The sequence below is a fragment of the Amycolatopsis sp. PSD-21 genome (assembly GCF_055561455.1).
On sequence record NZ_CM145712.1, the window covers coordinates 7430158 to 7447022 of the forward strand.

A 16865-nucleotide genomic window follows, 5' to 3' on the forward strand; every position below is an offset into this window, starting at 1 on the left:
GCTGCTGTTCAGGTGTCGTTTGGGTCGGCATACGGATCGATGTCGGTTGCTTCGGTGTAGCCGCGGTCGATGACCTTGGTGCGGAGTTCATCGAAGTTGGGATCGAACCGTGTGGTGCTGATGGTTCGTAGTGCGTCGATCGAGGCTCGTGCGACGTAGTCCTGCTCCCACGGCGCGCCCTTGCCTAGGAGCATGAGCAGAATCTTGGTGCTGTCGTCCGGGACCGGTGCTGTTCGGCAGCGGTCCGCGACTTCGATGGCGTAGTGGTCCAAGCCGCCGGTGATGGCGAGTGTTCGGACTGTGAGCTGTGCCCACGTTGCTTCGGTGAGGCCGGTGACGAACGCCCACCGGCCCGCGGCACGGAGCGCGTCTGCGGGCACTGCCGCACGGTTGGCATCGAGCAAGGCTTGCCAGAACTCGGCGGCGACGTCGAGTTCTGGTTCACCGTCGGTGCTGCCTTGAACCAAGACAGCGACCCCTGAGGATGCTGCGGCAAGCGCCTCAGGACAGCCGCGGAGGGCCCGGAGGATGGCGGGAATCTCGTACCCTGTCTCGCCGCGGAGCATTCCGACGAGGAGGGTGTCGACCGCGTGGTCCGCATTTCGTTGTGCCGCGGCGATCAACTCATCTCGCAGGTTGGCGTAGAGCCAGGGGGTGGGTTGTGCGTACTTCAAGGTCAGCTCGAACGTCTCGACGCCAAATCCGGTGTCCCGGAACAGAGTGTCGACGCATCGAGCAAGCCAGTCCTTCGCGATTATTTCAAGGAATCTGCGGTTATCGGCGAGGACGGCCCGGTACTCCATGCTGACTGGACCAGGTATCTGGACGAGTTCGTCGAGTAGTTCGACGAACTGAGGGCGGATCACGCCTCCGTTGCGATACTCCCACCCTGCCAGCGAAAGAATTGCCTGCAGCCCTCGTCCGCGGCGGCTATTGATCGCGCGGAACAGCGCGTCGTGGTCATCGTGAGCAGCGTCTCCGCTCTCAGGTGCACGGTCAATTAGTTCCAGCGCCCAGCCCCAGACGGTGTCGAGGTGGTCGGCAAGTCGGGTGTTGTGATTCGCCAGCGCACGGACGAGGTCGACTGTCACCTGCTCGACGCGACTCCAGTCCGGCTCGAAGTCGAAATCGTCCTCCCCGAGAACGATCGGGGTCCAGCGTTCGGTCCGCACGAGCTGGGCCGCCGCAACGATGTCCGGTGCACTCTCGATGACATCGGCTGCCTTCTTGGCGACCGCGTCGAAATAGTGCAGGACGTACACAGGCTCCCGCAGACCGGTCACGACCGACACGGGATCGGCCGCCCACGCCTGCGGTTCTGCTTCGACGACACTTTCGAGGGTCCGGGCAAGTTCACGAGCAAGAATCATGCGACCGCGGCTGTCACCGTCGGGCCGCCACCGCGCAACCGTGTCGATGGCGTCGGCGACGGGCAGGGAGGACAGTTCTTTTACGCTGTATGCGGATTGCCCCGACATCATGGTGACATGATCAGTCCTGTGCTCGAAGAGCTCCTGAGGGAGGGAGCCGTGGCGCTCCTCCAGTTCCGCGATCCGGCTCTGCCAGCTCTCCAGTGCAGAGTCGGGCAGCACCGTCGACCAGTGCCAAGCGCGACGCAGTGCGGCCGGGATGGACTCGTCCTCACCGAACGGATCGTCTCCCGGTAGGCCGAGCGCTTCGGCCCATGGCGCGAGAAGGCCAGGCTCAGGGTCTGTAAGGAGCACGGCGTCGATGAGGTCTTTGTCGTCGCCGGTAGGAGCGAACGACGCGAGGCGGCGCGTGATGTGATCGATCTTGTCGTGGATCGAGACGTCGTCGGCGAGTACGAGGACGCGGCTGGTGATCCTTTCCCCGAGATCGCCGCTGATGTCCTTTGTCCAGTTAAGAAGGTTCGCGGTGGAGATGCCGAGGTTCGGTGCTTGCTGCAGTAGGCGCGCGAGGCCGTGGGCGAGGATCACGAGGTAGTGGCGATCGTGTTCGCCGAGGTCGGCTGTGAGGCGCGCACTGTCTCGAGTGATCCAGCCGGCCTGAGGATGTTGGGACGCTTCCCGTGTCTTGGCCGCGAGCATGCGAATACGGCTCGTGGCGTTGTCGCGGTTGAGCCCTGCTTCGAGTCGTTCGAGCACCAGCTTGTAGTAGTAGCGGTCGGTGTCGAGAGGAGCGCCATCCAGGATCGTCCTGGCCACGGTCTCCACCAGCGGGATCGTAGGATCAGCCTTTTTGATCACGTCGGCGCCGATCACACGAACCGACCGGTTGCTCGAATAGGCCGAGACGATGTCACCGACCGCGCTATGTCCGGCAGATCCCAGTTGGGATGCGAACAGCAACAGAGTGAACGCCACGTTCGCCCTGTCCTCTTCGAGCGTGCGCTGCTTCACGTCCTTCACCAGGCGCGCCAAAACGACGGCAACCTCTGCTGGCGCCGTGCGCCCGAGGCCCTCCAGCAGCGCCGCCCCCGGCCAGGTTCCGCTCGGCGCAGGTAGAGCGATCACGTCCGCGTCGTAGAGAGGAATAAGCCAGCCAGGGTCGGTCAGCAGCTCAAGAAATAGCCGGAGATGATGTTCGTTCAGCGCCAGATTCCGCAAACGCTCGACCTGGTCGTGGCCGCTCCACGGCTCGGCTGCCAAGGCCCGTAGTGCGCGGACGATCTCATCGGATGGCGTGAACATCCGGACGAACCATGCCACGGCACGGGTGTAGAGCGTGACTGCGGTTTGGGGAGTCGTCTGTGCGTGCAGAGCCTGGTTTGTCTCGCTGTAAAGCCGGGTGTACTCCTTGACCGGGTCGAGCTCGCCGCCCAGAGGATCGATACCGGCCTTCGACCGGAGATACTGCAACAGACGAGCGGCGTGATATGAGTCCCGATCCCGCTTCTCGGTGACGCGCCGCAGAACCTCCGTGAGCGCGGCCAGCGATGCATCGCCGTCATTATCCGGCCGCGCTATCTCCGACTCGTACCGCTGCCAAGCCTCACGCACGACGGAAAGACCCCCACCGGGCACCGGGCTGCTCTCTTTGACGACCGCATCGACCGCCTCGCGCACGTTGTAAGCCGCGCTCTCAGCAAGCCGAAGATCTGCCTCGTCGTCCAGCGAGTAAACGATCAACACCGACGCCGTCCGCAGGCACGCCAAGATCCTCGCGCCCTGTGTGGGCAACTCGCGCATGATCGTCGACGCCACCTCATCGGGCAGCTCCGGCAACGATCCACCGTCCTCCGTCATCGACACCACCTGTCCATTGTCGACATCGACTGTCCGTATTTGTCGGCAACGACACGCCACCGGGGCGAGTCATCATCGGAACGGCCGCCGCGCCGAGGCCCGAGTCTTAGCTGCGGGCGGCCGCATATTCGGCGTCGAGCCGGGCTTTGAGCGCGGCGGAACGGTCAGGAGTGCAAGTTTGGCCCGGCGCGTCGATATCGCAATGCAGCTTGATCAAGCGGGAACGGATCGCCCCTGCCGTGCGCCCGTACTGCTCGGCAAGCTGGTCGTGCAGCGCCGTCGGCGCCATGGTGGGGTCGGCGGCGAGCCACTGCTCGCGCAGCGCGGCTTCAAGCTCAGACGTCCACGAAGCATGGGAACGCGCGGGCCCGCCGGGCCTGGGCGGCAGAACCCGCCGGGCCGATGCGGCAACGGTCTCTGGCAGCAGCGGCCAAGATTTGCCGGAGGCTCGGGTATCGGAGATCTGCCGCTGAAGCCGCTCGATACGAGCCGTGTTACCGCGGGGAACCCCCCACAGCCTGCGCTCAAGCATCTCGACGCGCGCGTCCTGCTGCTCACGAAACCACTGCGCTTGCCGGCTGTGGAGCACGTGCGGGGCGAGCCGCCCGACCCGTTCGGGCTGTTCCTTAGCGAGCTGCCACGCGAGCCGGGCAGCAGCGATTGCGTCGTCAGTGCTGTTGTGCGCCTGACCGAGCCGGACACCATAGACCTTGCAGAGGTTGGTCAGCGAACGCTTCTCTTCACGCTCCGCGGGGTGCAAGTGGCGGTCGATACAGATCGGATCAATGACCGGGCCCGACAGGTCCAGCCCCCGACCGTGGTGGCGACGTAGCTCAGCATCGACCATGGTCAAGTCGAACGGGGCGTTGAACGCCACGAGCGGAACGGTGGCGGTCCAGATCCTGGCCAGATGGGAGCTGATATCCGCGATCACCTCGGCGGCCGGACGCCCATGAGCGCGCGCATGCTCGGTCGTCACTCCGTGCTTAGCAGTCGCGTCAGCGGGGATCTCGACCCCGGGATCGGCGAGCCAGGTCCTCACGTCGACCTGGGGTTTCTGACCTGGTCCAGTGGGCACGATGGCGATGACGGCCGCGGTGACGATCCGATCGCGGTGCGGATCGACATCAGTGGTCTCCAGGTCGAATGCGATCAGGGACCCGTGAGCCCATGACGCTACGAGGTTATTCATGCGCGGATAGTAAGACTCGGGTATGACAGTTCTGGAGCCACAGTGGCGCCTGCTCGTCGCCGTCGTCGCCACCCCATCGACACTCGCCTTAAGTTCGTGGTGTTCTCCGCCGAGACCATCGGCTCGGCATCTCGAAGCATCCACTGCCGTTGCGGGAGGCCCGGAGCACGTCACCCGGACTTGCCGATCTTGTCGGTGCCACCTGTCATCATCGGGAGAATTCCGACATCGACGATCAGGGAGGCACAGCATGAGCAACGATCACACTGTGCCCAGGATGTACCTGCGGCGTTTCGCCGAGCGGCGCCGCGACGAGTGGTTCGTCCGCGCCCGGTGCGTCGATGACCTCGAGCGCCACTTCCCGCCGAATATCCGCAAGGTCACTGCGGTCACCGACTTTTACGGCGAACGAGTCGAGAAGTTCCTATGTAACATTGAGAGCAAAGCGACTCCGGTCTTTCGGGCGTTGCTCGACGCCCCGGAAGGAGCGTTGCCAAGGTACTGGCCGGTCGACGGCGAAGATCGTGCAGCCCTCGCGTTCTGGATCGCCGCGCAGATCGTCCGCACCACCAGGCAGCGCCACCGGCTCGCGCACCTCGCCGGGGACGAGCAGAGGAATTTGGCGTTGCCACGCGCGCTGCGCTCGCAAGCCGGCCGGGACCGGCACGTCAAGTTCATCGCCGACCATCTGGCAAAACTGGCACTGATCGTTTTGAACCGGCCGTGGGGGCTGGGCTACAGCGCGCTGTGCCTGCTGACCAGCGACAGCCCGGTCGTGGTGATCAACGGACATGACGAGCCCGACCAACTCTTCGCCGCCGCCTACTGGGACGTCGTTCTGGCGCTCGACCCACACCGATTCCTGATACTGCCCGGCCGGTACGCGCGACGGAGCGAGCGAGCCAAACAGCGCGACCACCTTGCCATCCTGCCTGGCGGGCTGGGCGTGGCACTGAACTCGATCATCTTCGAGGCCGCCGACAGCCAGATCTTCTGTCACCCCGAGCACGACCCCCTCCCGCACCTACGGCTCGAGGGCCCACGACTGCCCGCGCCTTGGCGCGAAGATAGCCCGGCGAGCGCACCCGAGTGGCTGTTCGACTACGAGGTCGTACCACGCGGCCACACCATCGAGCGCCGCTGGCTCGACGAGCACCCTTGGCAGCAGCAGCCAGCCGAACCAACCGGCTGAACCGACACCTCAAGCCGTATCGACCGGGTCTCGGCCCTGCTCGTCACGCCTCGGGGCAACTGGCGAACGCATGGCTATGCAAGGCTCGTGCCCATGACCACACCGTCAGCCCTCGTGCTCGTGCCGTCACTAATAGCAGCGATCATCGCCGTCGTCGTGCCCTTGGTGTCGTTCAGGCTCGCGCTGCGCCAAGACCACAGTCGCTGGTTGAGGGAGCAGCGCGCACAGCTCTATGTGGATCTCTTGACGGAAACCTATGCCGAGCAGCAGTGGATCGAACAGGACATGGTAGACGAGGAAACCCGCAAGCGATTCGGAAGCCATTTCCCAGATCTCCGCCTCCCTCCTTTGGAACGTGCCCGCCTGGGCGTCCGCGCCACGATGTACGGGAGCCGGACGGTGAACGGCCTATTTAACCGCATTCCGGCTGAGGCTTTCTGGGGAAAGCCGCTGGGGAGGCAACCAGACGACGGCGACCGGATCGCCATGAGAGTCAGGATCGGCGCCATCGCGGATGAATTACAAGACGTCATCAGGCAAGAGATGCGAGCTGACGACCTACTTCCGAACGGAACATCACCGCTTCTTGAAGAACCCCATCCGGTCGAGCGAATGAGAAACAGAGACATGCCAACCTCTGCCGAGAAGCCATCAGAAGACGGGGAGACTTCACATCAAGCGTAATTGTGGGTGGCTAGGTTTAGAGTCCTGCAATGACTAACTACTTCAGTCTCATTGGCTCACTTCTCGCATCGATCGTCGCCCTGTGGATCGCCACCATGGGATGGCGGCGAGTCGACGATCGAGCCGAACAGGACAAGCACGAAGCCGCGGCCCGTGACCGGGCGCAGATGCTAGCCAGGCTGCTCGAACTTCACCTCGAAGCAGCTCATGCAAAGCATCTGACGAAAAACGATGCTTACATGAAAGCTCTTCTGTTGCAGCTCCCCGGCCATCTGGCAACGACACTGCGCGTCCGGCTGAAGATGCAGCACACGATGAAGGACGTTCCACTTGAGCCTGCAAGCGCCGCTCGGCTACAACCCCACGAGCAGCACGACGCCGGCCTCAAGTGGCTCATCTTCGACCGTTCGTCGATCCTGACTGGACGCGGCTGCCAGCCCTATCCTGAGTGGATCGAGGCCGAGTTGGCTTACGACATCGCTGGTCAACTCGGCGGTGACCAAGACGCAGTGCTCCACGCGCTATCGCAGGACGTTCGCGACCCAAAGGACGCAACCGTTGCCATCCTCAAGAACGTGAAGGAACTTCAGGAAACAGATGGCAGTGCACGCTAGGCAATAGAGTCTCCAGCCAACTGCGACGGCCCCCGCCATTCTGCGCGGACCACACGCGTCAAGACACGAGAGCGCTCCGCGCCAACGCCTAAAGCTTTGCGAAGCCCTTCAGCAGAGATGGGCCGTTGGTGCAGCTCCCGATGCCGGGCATCCATCTGCTTCGCCCGCTCAACCAAGCCGCCGTCAAGTCCGACTGGGGCCACGCTCGATGCCTCCGATGAGGCTTCCCGAACCACGTCTACCGGGATAGCGACGTTAGGAGACTGCGTGCCGTGCCGAAGGTCCGCGAGCGCCTGAAGCAAACCCGGCCCCACCTCGGACCAGCCGATCAGCAACACCGGCCCTACTGCGTCGAAGAGCGCCTTGCCGATCTCTCCGGCGATCAGAGGCTCGGCCACGTTCAGCGCCAGCGTCACCGCGCTAGCGAGAACAAGGAGTCGTCTTGCCGAGCGCTGCACCTCAGGAGCTGCACCATGCGCCGACAGGCGACGGATCGCCACCAGCAACGCCACGACCGTCAGGTCTACCGCGGGGGCGACCAACGGCGCGACCCACACCGGGACACCAAGCCGGAGTGCGAGCGCGAACACATTGCCGAACCCGAAGAGGAACGTCAGCCCGACCACGGCCCCCACCATCGTGGTCACAGCCGACACAACTGGATCGCGACGGTCCCCCACCGTCACCGTCCACACCCCCTGGCAACGCCGCCCTCCAACATGGCTGGACCAAGCGACAGAACCCGGCATCCGCGAGCCCGAGACGAGCCCGAGAGGTCCGAAACAGTCCGACACCAGGCGACATACCCCGACACCCAGGATGTGCCGCGACCAGACGAAAAGGTCTTGTCCGGCATCATTCGACATCATCCGACATTGAAAGCAGCTCACTCTTAACCAGCGGGTTCGGGGTTCGAGTCCCTGATGGCGCACAGTAGTGAATCGAAGCCCACCTGCGGGATTCTCCACAAGAGGATCTTGCCGGTGGGCTTTGATCTTGGGTGGGCCGAATGAGGTCGTACCTGTCATGCCTTTAATCGCGAGCGCTCCGTGAAGAACCCTTCTCGACCCCGTTCCCTTTCTTGTGCGGCCCGCCGAGGGCACGTCACCGCAGGTGAACGGCGCACCCGTATCCGTCGGCGGGCTCGCCCGCGTTCGATCCACCAATCGGCCGTCCGAGCTGTGTCGCGGGCCGCGATTACTCGCTGCCGATGACGGTCAAGTCGTCCCAGTACGAGATGACGGTTCTCCGCGCGCTTCGGAGCAGCACGTCCAGCAGTGTCAGGCTGCGAGAGTCGCGGGTCGGCTTGCCCGCTTCGGCCGCTTTTCGTGCCGCGTCGTGCACGGGGCGCAGCAGGTGTGGTTGCACGATCACCACCTGGGTCTTGTCCAGAGTGGTCCGCGCCCGCAGTGCGGTCACGAACCCAGACAATTCCGTGTTCCGGGTCCCGTCGAGCCAGGCCGCCGGGCAGGCGATCCTCGGGGTGGTGAAGCGTTCGACGAGCGCCCCATTGTCCAGCAAGCGCAGGTTCTTCACCGCTTGCGCCACAACCTCCTGATACGCCGTCACCGCGACGTTTCGGGTCGGCGAGGTGTTCAGTGCGCCCTTGACGTGGATGGCGGTCAGCGTGCCGTCGGCGAGGTGCAGGAAGTCGGCGACCTCGCCCGCGCCGTCGTCACAGACGAGCCAGCCGTTGGTGTAGGTCGATTTGACCCAGGCGAACAACGAGTAGTCGTTGGTCAGTCCGATCGCGTCGTGGATGGCCTGGTCGCCGCGCACCGGTGGCTTTTCCTGGTTCACCTGGTGAGCACCGAAATCGGTGAACTCCAGGTTGGCGAACGGCGGTGCGGACTGGTTCTGGAGGTTGATCTGGTACTCGTCGAACGTGTGCCCTGACTCGTAGTAGATCCTCAACAGTTCACCGTTACCGATGGCGTCCCGGATCTGCCGTGCCATCGCCTCGTTCGACGGTGTTCCGGTGAAGCGAACGTCCAGCTCGAAGCCGTCTCCCCGGGCGACCGGTTTGATCGACAGTGAGCCGGCCTCGGCCCCCTCGCGACCGACGACCGCGGTGAACGCCGGGGACTGGGGGTGCCCGCGCACCTCGAGGAACGAGTTGCGCAGCAGCTCCGCGCGTTCCGTCAGTTCCGCGTCCGGGTCCGCCGTATCGGGGAGTTCGTCCGGTTCGGCGATGGTGACGTCGTACGCGCCGAACACGTTGGCCAGTTCGGTCTCCGGCACCGCCAGTTGCCAGAACTGCTCCTCCGGCGGTTCGACCGCGAGAGACTTCTCGATCAGGGCGACGGTTTCGGTGGCGGCGGCGAGGAACGTCGGCAGATCGACCCGGAACTTCCAGTAGAGGTGCGACTTCGCCGGGCTGACCGTCAGCCTGCCGCGCACTACGGCGCATTCGTCCAGGGGCACATAGTCGATCGCGGCCGCGCTCAACGCGAAGCTGCCGTCCTCATCGTCGAGCACCTCCTGGATCCGCAGCCCACCCAAGGTCTTGCTGTCGGCCTTGGTCGCGCGGCGGCGATGAACCCCGCGTAGCCACACGGTCTTCCCGTCGCCCTGGAACGTCCCCCGCAGGATCGCGCTCGGCAGATATCGATAGAGCTTGTTGAACCTCTGCAACCACTTGCGCAACGCTTCGTCGCTCACCGGTGTGTGTACCACCACGAAGGCTCCACAGCGCACCGCGACCGTCAACTGATTGCCGACGTCGAATACCTGTTGGTGTTCTCCGGACCAGCTCGGCATCGTGCGACGCTCACGAGCCGACGCATACAGGCCATCGACGCCCAGCTCCACCAGGGATCCGATTCCTTCGATCCGATCGGACTCGGCGAGCACGGCCTCACCGAGGCACCGAACCGATTGCGCCCGGCCCCGCGACTCCAGTGCGGTCCGGAGGAAACTGACGAGCGAGCGGAACGCGGCTTCCGGGTCCGCGTCCGGATGGCAGTGCAGCAGGGACACCGAGAAGGTCGGTGTCAACTCGGCCAGACCGTCCAGTCGGGGCACTTCGGAGTCCATAAGGGATTTATCGAGGTCCATCGCGCTGCCTTCCTTTCAGCACCGTGACGGCGCTTTCGGGAAGCATGAACTCGCCACGCGTATCGAATGTGGATCAGATGTGGAGCACTCACGCCGCCCGGTCAGCTCACGTTCCAACCCGCTCGTCGGCGAAGCCGGTGCTCCGGTCCGCACACGAACAGTGGTGCCCGTGAAATTCGTTCCCCGCTTCCTCACCGTCCCAGCGCGCCCCATAGGACCGGCCCGGCAAAAGTCGCCGGAATCGCTGGTGTATTTCTCCCGCGCGGTCCACCGGTTGTCGGTGACCAGCGTGCGGACCGGTGGCATCGCGCAATGTCCACACCTGGCGCGGAATGCGATGTCCGGCGAAACGCACACGCAGATCGAACAGATCACAGGGTTGTTCCAGTTCACGCACAACGTACGACCGCAGCACCTGAGGCCGGGGAACGCGGTACCTCATGGCGAAGGCGTGCGTCTCGCCTTTCGCGAGTGGTTCGGGCGCGGTGAGGGACAGACGGCCTCGCGCCGTACCACCGGAGCGCAGGGTGCCCCCGTAGAGCACGTCCACCTCGAGCGGGCCCAGCAGTTCGAGCGTCGGCGAGGTGAAGTCGAGTTCGTGCAGCCCGTCGTGGTCGGCGACGATGCGGTACTGCTCCAGCACCTCGTGTTGCGGCAGGTCCAGCGTCACCACCACCTGCAGCTCCGCGATGTGCCAGGCACCTTCCGGGAACGGTGGGACGGTCGCCACCAGTTCCGCGAGCTGATCGATGGCCTCGTCGACCCGGCGGCGCACGGTACGCGCGTCGCGATCGATCCGGAGTGCGGCCCAGCCGACGCGATCCCGGTACAGCGGCATACGCACCTCGGGGGTGAGCCCGAAGGCGGCCACGGTGACCAGCCGCATGTCCTCCGGCAGTTGCTCGGCCAATCCGGTCAACCGCGCCACAAGCTTCTCCCGGATGGCGACCGGACCGTCGTCCTCCGCCACACCGCACAGCACACGCAGCGTCGGGCCGATCCGCTCCCCGATCCTCCCCGCGTGCACCCCGCGGCCCTTGCGCAACGACTTGAGTTCCCGCACCAGTTCTTCATGGGTGTTCATCAGCAAGCCTCCCCGTCGAGCTTCGACGACCGGCAGCTTGCGACTGGCGAGTGGACCAGAAGTGGACACGTCGTGGATCAGCCCGTACGGCGGTTGTGCGCGCCCGATGAGATGCGAGCCGAAATTACGTCGTTTTCGGTGACACACGAACGGGCGCTTGCACGACATAGTGATGGACATCAAGCTCGCAGACAGGGAGGCGGAGTGGATTTTCGGATGCTGGGCCCGGTGGAGGCATGGCATGACTGCGCTCCGGTACCCCTGGGCGACCAGCAGCAGCGCTTCGTGCTCGTCGTGCTTTTGTTGCACGCCAACAAACCGCTTTCCGCCGACCGCCTCACCGAGATCATCTGGGGGGCCAACCCCGAGCGCCGGACCCTGGTCCGCGGCTACATCAACAAGTTACGCAAGGCCTTCGGCCCGGCCGACGACGTCGCGATCGAGACCACCGCGACCGGCTACCTGCTGCGGGTTTCCCCGGAACAACTCGACCTCCATCGCTTCGATCAGTGGCGTGAGCAGGCCCGTCAGGAGCACGAGCCACGCCGTCAGATCGAACTGCTCCGCGCCGCGGTCGACCTGTGGCGCGGGCGCTTCCTCGAGGACATCGACATCGACCGGGTGGGCGGCACGGATGTGATCTCGCCTGCCGACAGCTATCTCGACACTGTCGGCGATCTCGCCGAACTGGAACTGGAAACCGGTGACCATCGATCGGCGCGCGACCGGTTGCGCCGCATCGTCGGCAAGGAACCGGACCGTCAGCGCCACGCAGAGTTGCTGATGCGCGCACTGCTCGCCAACGGTGATCGAGTGGAGGCGATCCGGGTTTTCCACAGCACCCGCGCCGCGCTGGCCGAACTCGATCTCGAGCCGAGCCCGAAGCTGCGCAACATCGCCGCCCGGGCCGAACGCGGTGAGCCCGCCAGCTCCCTGCCGTCCCGGCCCGGTGGTTTCACCGGCCGCGAAGACGAACTCGACCTGATCGCCACGGCGGCGAGCACCGGAGAGAACGCCGTGTGGGTCAGCGGCGCGCCGGGGGTGGGCAAAACCGGCCTGGCAGTGGAAGCCGCACACCGGCTGCGGGACCGCTTCCCAGACGGCCAGTTGCTGTTACGACTGAACGGCTTCACCCCGAACGTCGCCGCGATGACCATGGGCGACGCGCTCACCCAGCTCCTGCTCGAGCTCGGGGTACCCGCCGAGCAGATCCCCGCGGCACCGGGGCGCAAGATCACGATGTACCAGAACGAGTTGTACGGGACCCGGACCTTGATCCTGCTGGACAACGCCAAATCCGCCGAGCAGGTCCGCGCCCTGCTCCCGGACGCCCCGGACTGCTTCGCGATCGTGACGAGCAGGCGGGTGGGCGAGCCTGACACCGGGCAGCAGGTACGGCTGGCTCCGCTGCCACCGGACGACGCCGCCGCGTTGTTCTGCACGCTGACCGGCCCGCTGCGGGTCACCGGCCGGGCCCGCGAGGTGGCCGAGGTGGTCAAACGGTGCGGTCATCTGCCGATGCCGATCCGCGTCTCCGCCGCATTGTTCCGCCGGCACGACCGGTGGCCTCTGGAGCACCTGCTCCGGTTGCTGGCCGAAAGCGGCCCCTGGCACGCGGACACCGGTAACGACGCCGGCGCCGCGGCCGTCCGGGTTTCCTACCAGCAGCTGGGCGAGCACCAGCAGGAGATGTTCCGCCTGCTGGGGCACACACCGGGACCACACGTCACCGTGGCGGGTGCCGCGGCGCTGATGGACAACGCCCTCATCCACGCCCGGCTGGTGCTCGACGAACTGCACGAGGTGTGCCTGGTCGAGGAGCTCACGCCGGAGCGGTACCAGATGCTGGACCCGCTCAAGGAGTTCGCCGCGGCCGAGGCCGGCGAGCACACCGGTGCTGTGCTCCGGCTGCTCGACTTCTACCTGGTCACCCTGGCGGACGCGGCGGGGACGGCCTATCCGTTCGAGCGCGCCCGCCTGCCCACGGTGACCCGGACATCGCCGGTGGCCCGGACCTTCGAGACCCCCGAGGCCGCGACAGCATGGATCACCGCCGAGCGGGACAACCTGGTGGCCGCCATCCGCTACGCGGCCACGCACGGCATGCCCGAGCACGCCTGGCGGCTGGCGGTGCTCATCTGGCGCTACTTCCACACGACGAGCCAGTTCGACGACTGGGCCGAGACGATGGAACTGGCCCGGCGACTGGTGACCGCGAACGAGGACAACACGGTCGGCCAGGCACACGTGCTGCTCAGGCTGGCCACCGTGCACAACCGCCGCGGCGAACTGTCCGAGGCCTTGGAGCTGGCGCGGCGGGCACTGCCCTGCTGGGCGCGGCTGGGCGACGCGAGGGGCGAGGCCACCACGTTGTGCGCCATCGCCATCCCGACCATGGAACTCGGCAGGCACGCCGAAGCGATCACTCACTTCGAGGCGGCGTTGGAGAAGTACGAGGAAGTCGGTGATCTGCGCGGGCAGGCACACGCGCTGAGCAATCTGGGCTACCTCAACGAGTTGCACGGCGAACTGGACGTCGCGTTGCGCCAGCATCGCGCCGCGGTGCCGATCCTGCGCGAAATCCGGCACACGCAGGGGCTGGCGCACGTGTTGAACAACCTCGGTTCGGTCCGGCAGCGCCTCGGTTTCCCGAGCGAGGCGCTGGTCGACCACCAGGAGGCGCACCACCTCGCCGCCGAAGCGGGTGACGAGTGCGTCATGGCCTACGCGCTGTCCAACATCGGCAACGTGCACCGGTCGGCGGGCCGGATCCGCGAAGCCGAGCGCTACCAGGAAAAAGCCGCCGCCATCGCGGCCGGGGTCTTCGACGCGGACCTCCGCACCCGGCTCTTCCGTGACCGTGCTGCGACCGCGCAGGCCAAGGGTGACGACGTCGAGGCGTTGCGCCTCTACGAGGCCGCACTGGAGCTAGCGGCCACGTCAGGTAACCGGGGGCATCGCGCTCACGCCGATCGGGGTGTCGCCCAGACCCTGCACCGGCTGGGCCGGCACGGGGACGCCGTCGCGAACTGGGAGGCGGCCGAAAAGGAGTTCACCGCGCTGAAACTGCCCGAGGCCGACCAGGTGCGGGCCGAACGGGCGGAACTGACCTGCGCCTGCCGCGACGGAGTGGGCTGAGCCTCAGACTCGCTGGTGCAGCGCTTGCCGCAGTTCCGGGTAGACCTCGCGGACCGAGGCGTGGTTGTGCCACCGGCCGATGTTCCTGGCCAGTTCCCGCAGGTCGAGCCGGATCGTCGCCGAATCGACGTGGGCCGCGTCCTCCAGTGTTTCGCGCAGGGTTCGGCAGCTCTGGTCGACCTCGCCCGCCAGGGCGTAGGCCAGCGATCTGCGGACGCCGAACCGCGCCCGCGTGCGCCGCGAGTCCGTGGGCAGCCGGGTCAGTTCCCGGTCAAGGAGTTCGGCCGCTTGCCCGGGCCGGCCGAGGTCGCACAACGACCAGCCCCGGGCCAGCTCGATCGGGTCGGGAGCCGTGGAGCCGAGCACCGGATACGCCGATGGGTCCGTGCCAGCCGCGTCGAGGTGGAACAGGGCCTTGTCCAGCGCGCGTTCGTACTCGCCGCGATCACCGGCCAGGGCGTGGCCCTGTGCCTCCCGCCGTGCGGCCAGAGCGAGGGTGCGCGGACCGGCTGGTCCCGCCTGCTGGGCCCGGCGCGCCAATTCGATCGTGGCGATCGGATCGTGCCGGTAGAGCGCGAGCCCGGCTTCCCGCACGAAGGCGTAGCTGACGATCTCTTCGTCCCCGCCCGCGACGGCCAGTTCCGCAGCCTTCCTCGTCCAGAACAGCGCGCGCCGGTCGTCCCCCGCTTCCTGCTGCATCCATCCGGTGTACTCGGCGATCCGTGCGGCCAGCAGCAACAGGTGCGACCTGGTCGGCTCCGGATTCTCCCCCGCCAGCGCGCCGAGCATCTGCACCTGCGCCGTCAGCGATTCCAGCACCACCACGGGACTTGTCTGCATACCGAGGCGTCGCAGGTGCTCGAAGGTGGTCCGGATCCCGACGACCACCCGTTCGTCCGGCACCGGCCGCGGCCCGCCCGTGAGCGTCACGCCGAGCACGGTGCCGGCCACCAGAACCTGGCGGCGGTCGAGGGTCACCGCGCTCTCTTTCGCCGCCCGCGACGCCGCCAGCAACGCGCCGCCCGCGCCGAGCGCCCCGTCGCAGACCCGGGCCATCGAATCGTGGGGCGTTTTCACCCCGTTTTCGATCTTGCTGAGATAACCCTTGCTGTAGTGAATGCGCTTGGCCAGCTGGCCCATCGACAGGCCGGCGGCGATGCGGTATTCACGCAGTAATTCCCCAAATGTTCCGGTCACCAAAGCCTCCCGCTCCGACTGACTTCGAGTACAGCACCTGCCCCGGACCCGCGCAATCACCCGGTCGCCCGCGAAATGCTCGCGGGCGACCGGGGGACGCGTTCGGCGGTAACTCAGTCGTGCCAGGGGTTTCCGTCCGGATTCGGCGCGGAGGTGGTGGTCGGCGGCGTGGCGGGCGGCTCGTCCGAGGGCAGGGCGAAACCGCTGGCGGAACCGGCCACGGCCAGGCACAACATGGCGGTGCCCGAGGCGACGACGGCGGCGAAAGTGGGCATGAATTTGGACATGACGAATCCTCCTGAGGAATTGGCGAATTGATTTCGGGCTTTTCCGGATCTGTTCCGGTGCCCATATCGAGGATTCATCAGATCCCGGACGGCCAACAAGGAGGTGACCGTTTCCCCCGCTGCGGTCAACGGGAAACGGGCGGGCATCCACACCTCGTCCACTTCTGGTCGACAGCGGCGGTGGAGTCTGCCCCGGTACTCACCGGTGTGGTACCGGTGACGATCAGGAAGGGTGGGTTATGAAGGAAAATGCGGCCTACGACGTCGCCGTTTCGTTCACCGAGCAGTCGCGGTCCGCGGTCGGCGAGGTGGTCGAGACGATCCGGCAGCGCGGACTGACGGTCCTGCACGAGCCCGACCAGACCCACGAGTGGTGGGGACACAAGGACCGGGGGGACCTGCCGGCCGCACCGGTGCGCTTCTTCCTGCCCTTCCTCTCCACTGTGGACGATTTCGGTGCCGCGATGCTGCGCGCGGTCAAGAACGGAGACGAGCACGTGCTGCCGGTGCTCGTCGGTGAGCTCACCGTGCCCGCCGAGCTGCGACACCCGCACGTGAGCTACCTGCGGTTCGACACCGCGCGGCCCGACCTGCTCACCGAGACGCTGGCCGCCCGGGTCGAGGCCGCCGAGTCGGCGGGGGCCGAACAGGCACCGGTCGCCGAAGTGGTGACCGGCGCCCGGCGGCTCACCTGCACGCCGACCGTGCCCGCCACGTTCAGCCGGTACGCCGAACAGGAAGCCACCCTCCGATACCTGGGTGACCAGCTCACCGCGGCGATGCCGGGCCTGGAGCGCAGTGGGTTCGTCGGCACGGTGCACCGCGGTGATGCGCGGATCAGCGTCCGGGTCGAGCAGGCCGGTGACACGGTGTACGCGCTGGACATCCAGCGCGGGGGCATCGGCGGGGACGAGACGGTGAACTTCGTGGTCGGAAGGCACCAGACCGACACCGGCGGCGTGTGCAGCAACGGCTGGGCCCGCCCGGTGTACAGCACCGAAAACGATGCCGCCGTACTCGAACTGCACAACTTCTCGGTGCTCGGCCGCAGCACCGGCGAGCCCCGCGTCTACCGCCGGGAAGACCTGTTCGCAGCATTGTGGCAGCGCATCAACACCGAGGTCGCGGCCGTGGTTCGCTGACCCACGGAAAAGCGCCCCTCACCCGGAACGGGTGGGGGGCGCTTTTCGCCG

At 66.2% G+C, this 16865-nt stretch carries 12 protein-coding genes; 5 read left to right on the forward strand and 7 right to left on the reverse strand.

Annotated features, from left to right (window positions below; translation table 11 throughout):
- Nucleotides 1-8: 8 nt before the first annotated feature.
- Nucleotides 9-3227 (reverse strand): hypothetical protein, encoded by a 3219-nt coding sequence (locus ACZ1DY_RS34850; RefSeq protein WP_465482228.1) that lies wholly within the window; start codon nt 3225-3227, stop codon nt 9-11.
- 106 nt (nt 3228-3333) lie between these two features.
- Entirely contained in the window at nt 3334-4419 is a 1086-nt protein-coding gene (locus tag ACZ1DY_RS34855; RefSeq protein ID WP_465482229.1) for an exonuclease domain-containing protein, read from the reverse strand.
- A 250-nt stretch (nt 4420-4669) separates the two neighbouring features.
- Here ACZ1DY_RS34855 and ACZ1DY_RS34860 point away from each other — a divergent pair, with 250 nt between their 5' ends.
- From ACZ1DY_RS34860 to ACZ1DY_RS34870, 3 genes are all read left to right on the forward strand, one after another.
- Nucleotides 4670-5611 (forward strand): DUF4238 domain-containing protein, encoded by a 942-nt coding sequence (locus ACZ1DY_RS34860; protein WP_465482230.1) that lies wholly within the window; start codon nt 4670-4672, stop codon nt 5609-5611.
- Between the two features lie 93 nt (nt 5612-5704).
- Nucleotides 5705-6295, forward strand: a complete 591-nt coding sequence (locus ACZ1DY_RS34865) for a hypothetical protein (protein WP_465482231.1) — start codon at nt 5705-5707, stop codon at nt 6293-6295.
- A gap of 29 nt (nt 6296-6324) precedes the next feature.
- The gene (locus ACZ1DY_RS34870) at nt 6325-6909 is read left to right on the forward strand and encodes a hypothetical protein (protein WP_465482232.1); all 585 of its coding nucleotides are present in this window, start codon (nt 6325-6327) and stop codon (nt 6907-6909) included.
- Here the strand turns inward: ACZ1DY_RS34870 and ACZ1DY_RS34875 are convergent.
- The 3 genes from ACZ1DY_RS34875 to ACZ1DY_RS34885 form a co-directional block, all read right to left on the reverse strand.
- Nucleotides 6906-7547, reverse strand: a complete 642-nt coding sequence (locus tag ACZ1DY_RS34875) for a hypothetical protein (RefSeq protein ID WP_465485745.1) — start codon at nt 7545-7547, stop codon at nt 6906-6908. The genes ACZ1DY_RS34870 and ACZ1DY_RS34875 overlap by 4 nt on opposite strands.
- Before the next feature lie 559 nt (nt 7548-8106).
- Nucleotides 8107-9933 (reverse strand): hypothetical protein, encoded by a 1827-nt coding sequence (locus ACZ1DY_RS34880; protein ID WP_465482233.1) that lies wholly within the window; start codon nt 9931-9933, stop codon nt 8107-8109.
- A 139-nt stretch (nt 9934-10072) separates the two neighbouring features.
- Entirely contained in the window at nt 10073-11230 is a 1158-nt protein-coding gene (locus tag ACZ1DY_RS34885; protein ID WP_465482234.1) for a hypothetical protein, read from the reverse strand.
- Between the two features lie 24 nt (nt 11231-11254).
- Between ACZ1DY_RS34885 and ACZ1DY_RS34890 the strand changes: the two genes are divergently transcribed.
- Nucleotides 11255-14188 carry an AfsR/SARP family transcriptional regulator gene (locus tag ACZ1DY_RS34890; RefSeq protein WP_465482235.1) on the forward strand — a complete coding sequence of 978 codons (2934 nt, stop codon included), beginning with the start codon at nt 11255-11257 and terminating at the stop codon, nt 14186-14188.
- 3 nt (nt 14189-14191) lie between these two features.
- On the opposite strand, the gene ACZ1DY_RS34895 is transcribed toward ACZ1DY_RS34890, so the two are convergent.
- The gene (locus ACZ1DY_RS34895) at nt 14192-15385 is read right to left on the reverse strand and encodes a helix-turn-helix domain-containing protein (protein WP_465482236.1); all 1194 of its coding nucleotides are present in this window, start codon (nt 15383-15385) and stop codon (nt 14192-14194) included.
- A gap of 113 nt (nt 15386-15498) precedes the next feature.
- Nucleotides 15499-15672: a hypothetical protein gene (locus ACZ1DY_RS34900; protein WP_465482237.1), complete on the reverse strand. Its 174-nt coding sequence runs from the start codon at nt 15670-15672 to the stop codon at nt 15499-15501.
- A gap of 239 nt (nt 15673-15911) precedes the next feature.
- Here ACZ1DY_RS34900 and ACZ1DY_RS34905 point away from each other — a divergent pair, with 239 nt between their 5' ends.
- The gene (locus tag ACZ1DY_RS34905) at nt 15912-16814 is read left to right on the forward strand and encodes a hypothetical protein (RefSeq protein WP_465482238.1); all 903 of its coding nucleotides are present in this window, start codon (nt 15912-15914) and stop codon (nt 16812-16814) included.
- Nucleotides 16815-16865 lie beyond the last annotated feature (51 nt).

What these genes read in the sequence shown, in the direction of transcription:
- ACZ1DY_RS34850 (WP_465482228.1), bottom strand. Translation starts at nt 3,227, where the DNA reads ATGACGGAGGACGGTGGATCGTTGCCGGAGCTGCCCGATGAGGTGGCG.
- ACZ1DY_RS34855 (WP_465482229.1), bottom strand. Translation starts at nt 4,419, where the DNA reads ATGAATAACCTCGTAGCGTCATGGGCTCACGGGTCCCTGATCGCATTC.
- ACZ1DY_RS34860 (WP_465482230.1), top strand. Translation starts at nt 4,670, where the DNA reads ATGAGCAACGATCACACTGTGCCCAGGATGTACCTGCGGCGTTTCGCC.
- ACZ1DY_RS34865 (WP_465482231.1), top strand. Translation starts at nt 5,705, where the DNA reads ATGACCACACCGTCAGCCCTCGTGCTCGTGCCGTCACTAATAGCAGCG.
- ACZ1DY_RS34870 (WP_465482232.1), top strand. Translation starts at nt 6,325, where the DNA reads ATGACTAACTACTTCAGTCTCATTGGCTCACTTCTCGCATCGATCGTC.
- ACZ1DY_RS34875 (WP_465485745.1), bottom strand. Translation starts at nt 7,547, where the DNA reads ATGGTGGGGGCCGTGGTCGGGCTGACGTTCCTCTTCGGGTTCGGCAAT.
- ACZ1DY_RS34885 (WP_465482234.1), bottom strand. Translation starts at nt 11,230, where the DNA reads ATGTCCATCACTATGTCGTGCAAGCGCCCGTTCGTGTGTCACCGAAAA.
- ACZ1DY_RS34900 (WP_465482237.1), bottom strand. Translation starts at nt 15,672, where the DNA reads ATGTCCAAATTCATGCCCACTTTCGCCGCCGTCGTCGCCTCGGGCACC.
- ACZ1DY_RS34905 (WP_465482238.1), top strand. Translation starts at nt 15,912, where the DNA reads ATGAAGGAAAATGCGGCCTACGACGTCGCCGTTTCGTTCACCGAGCAG.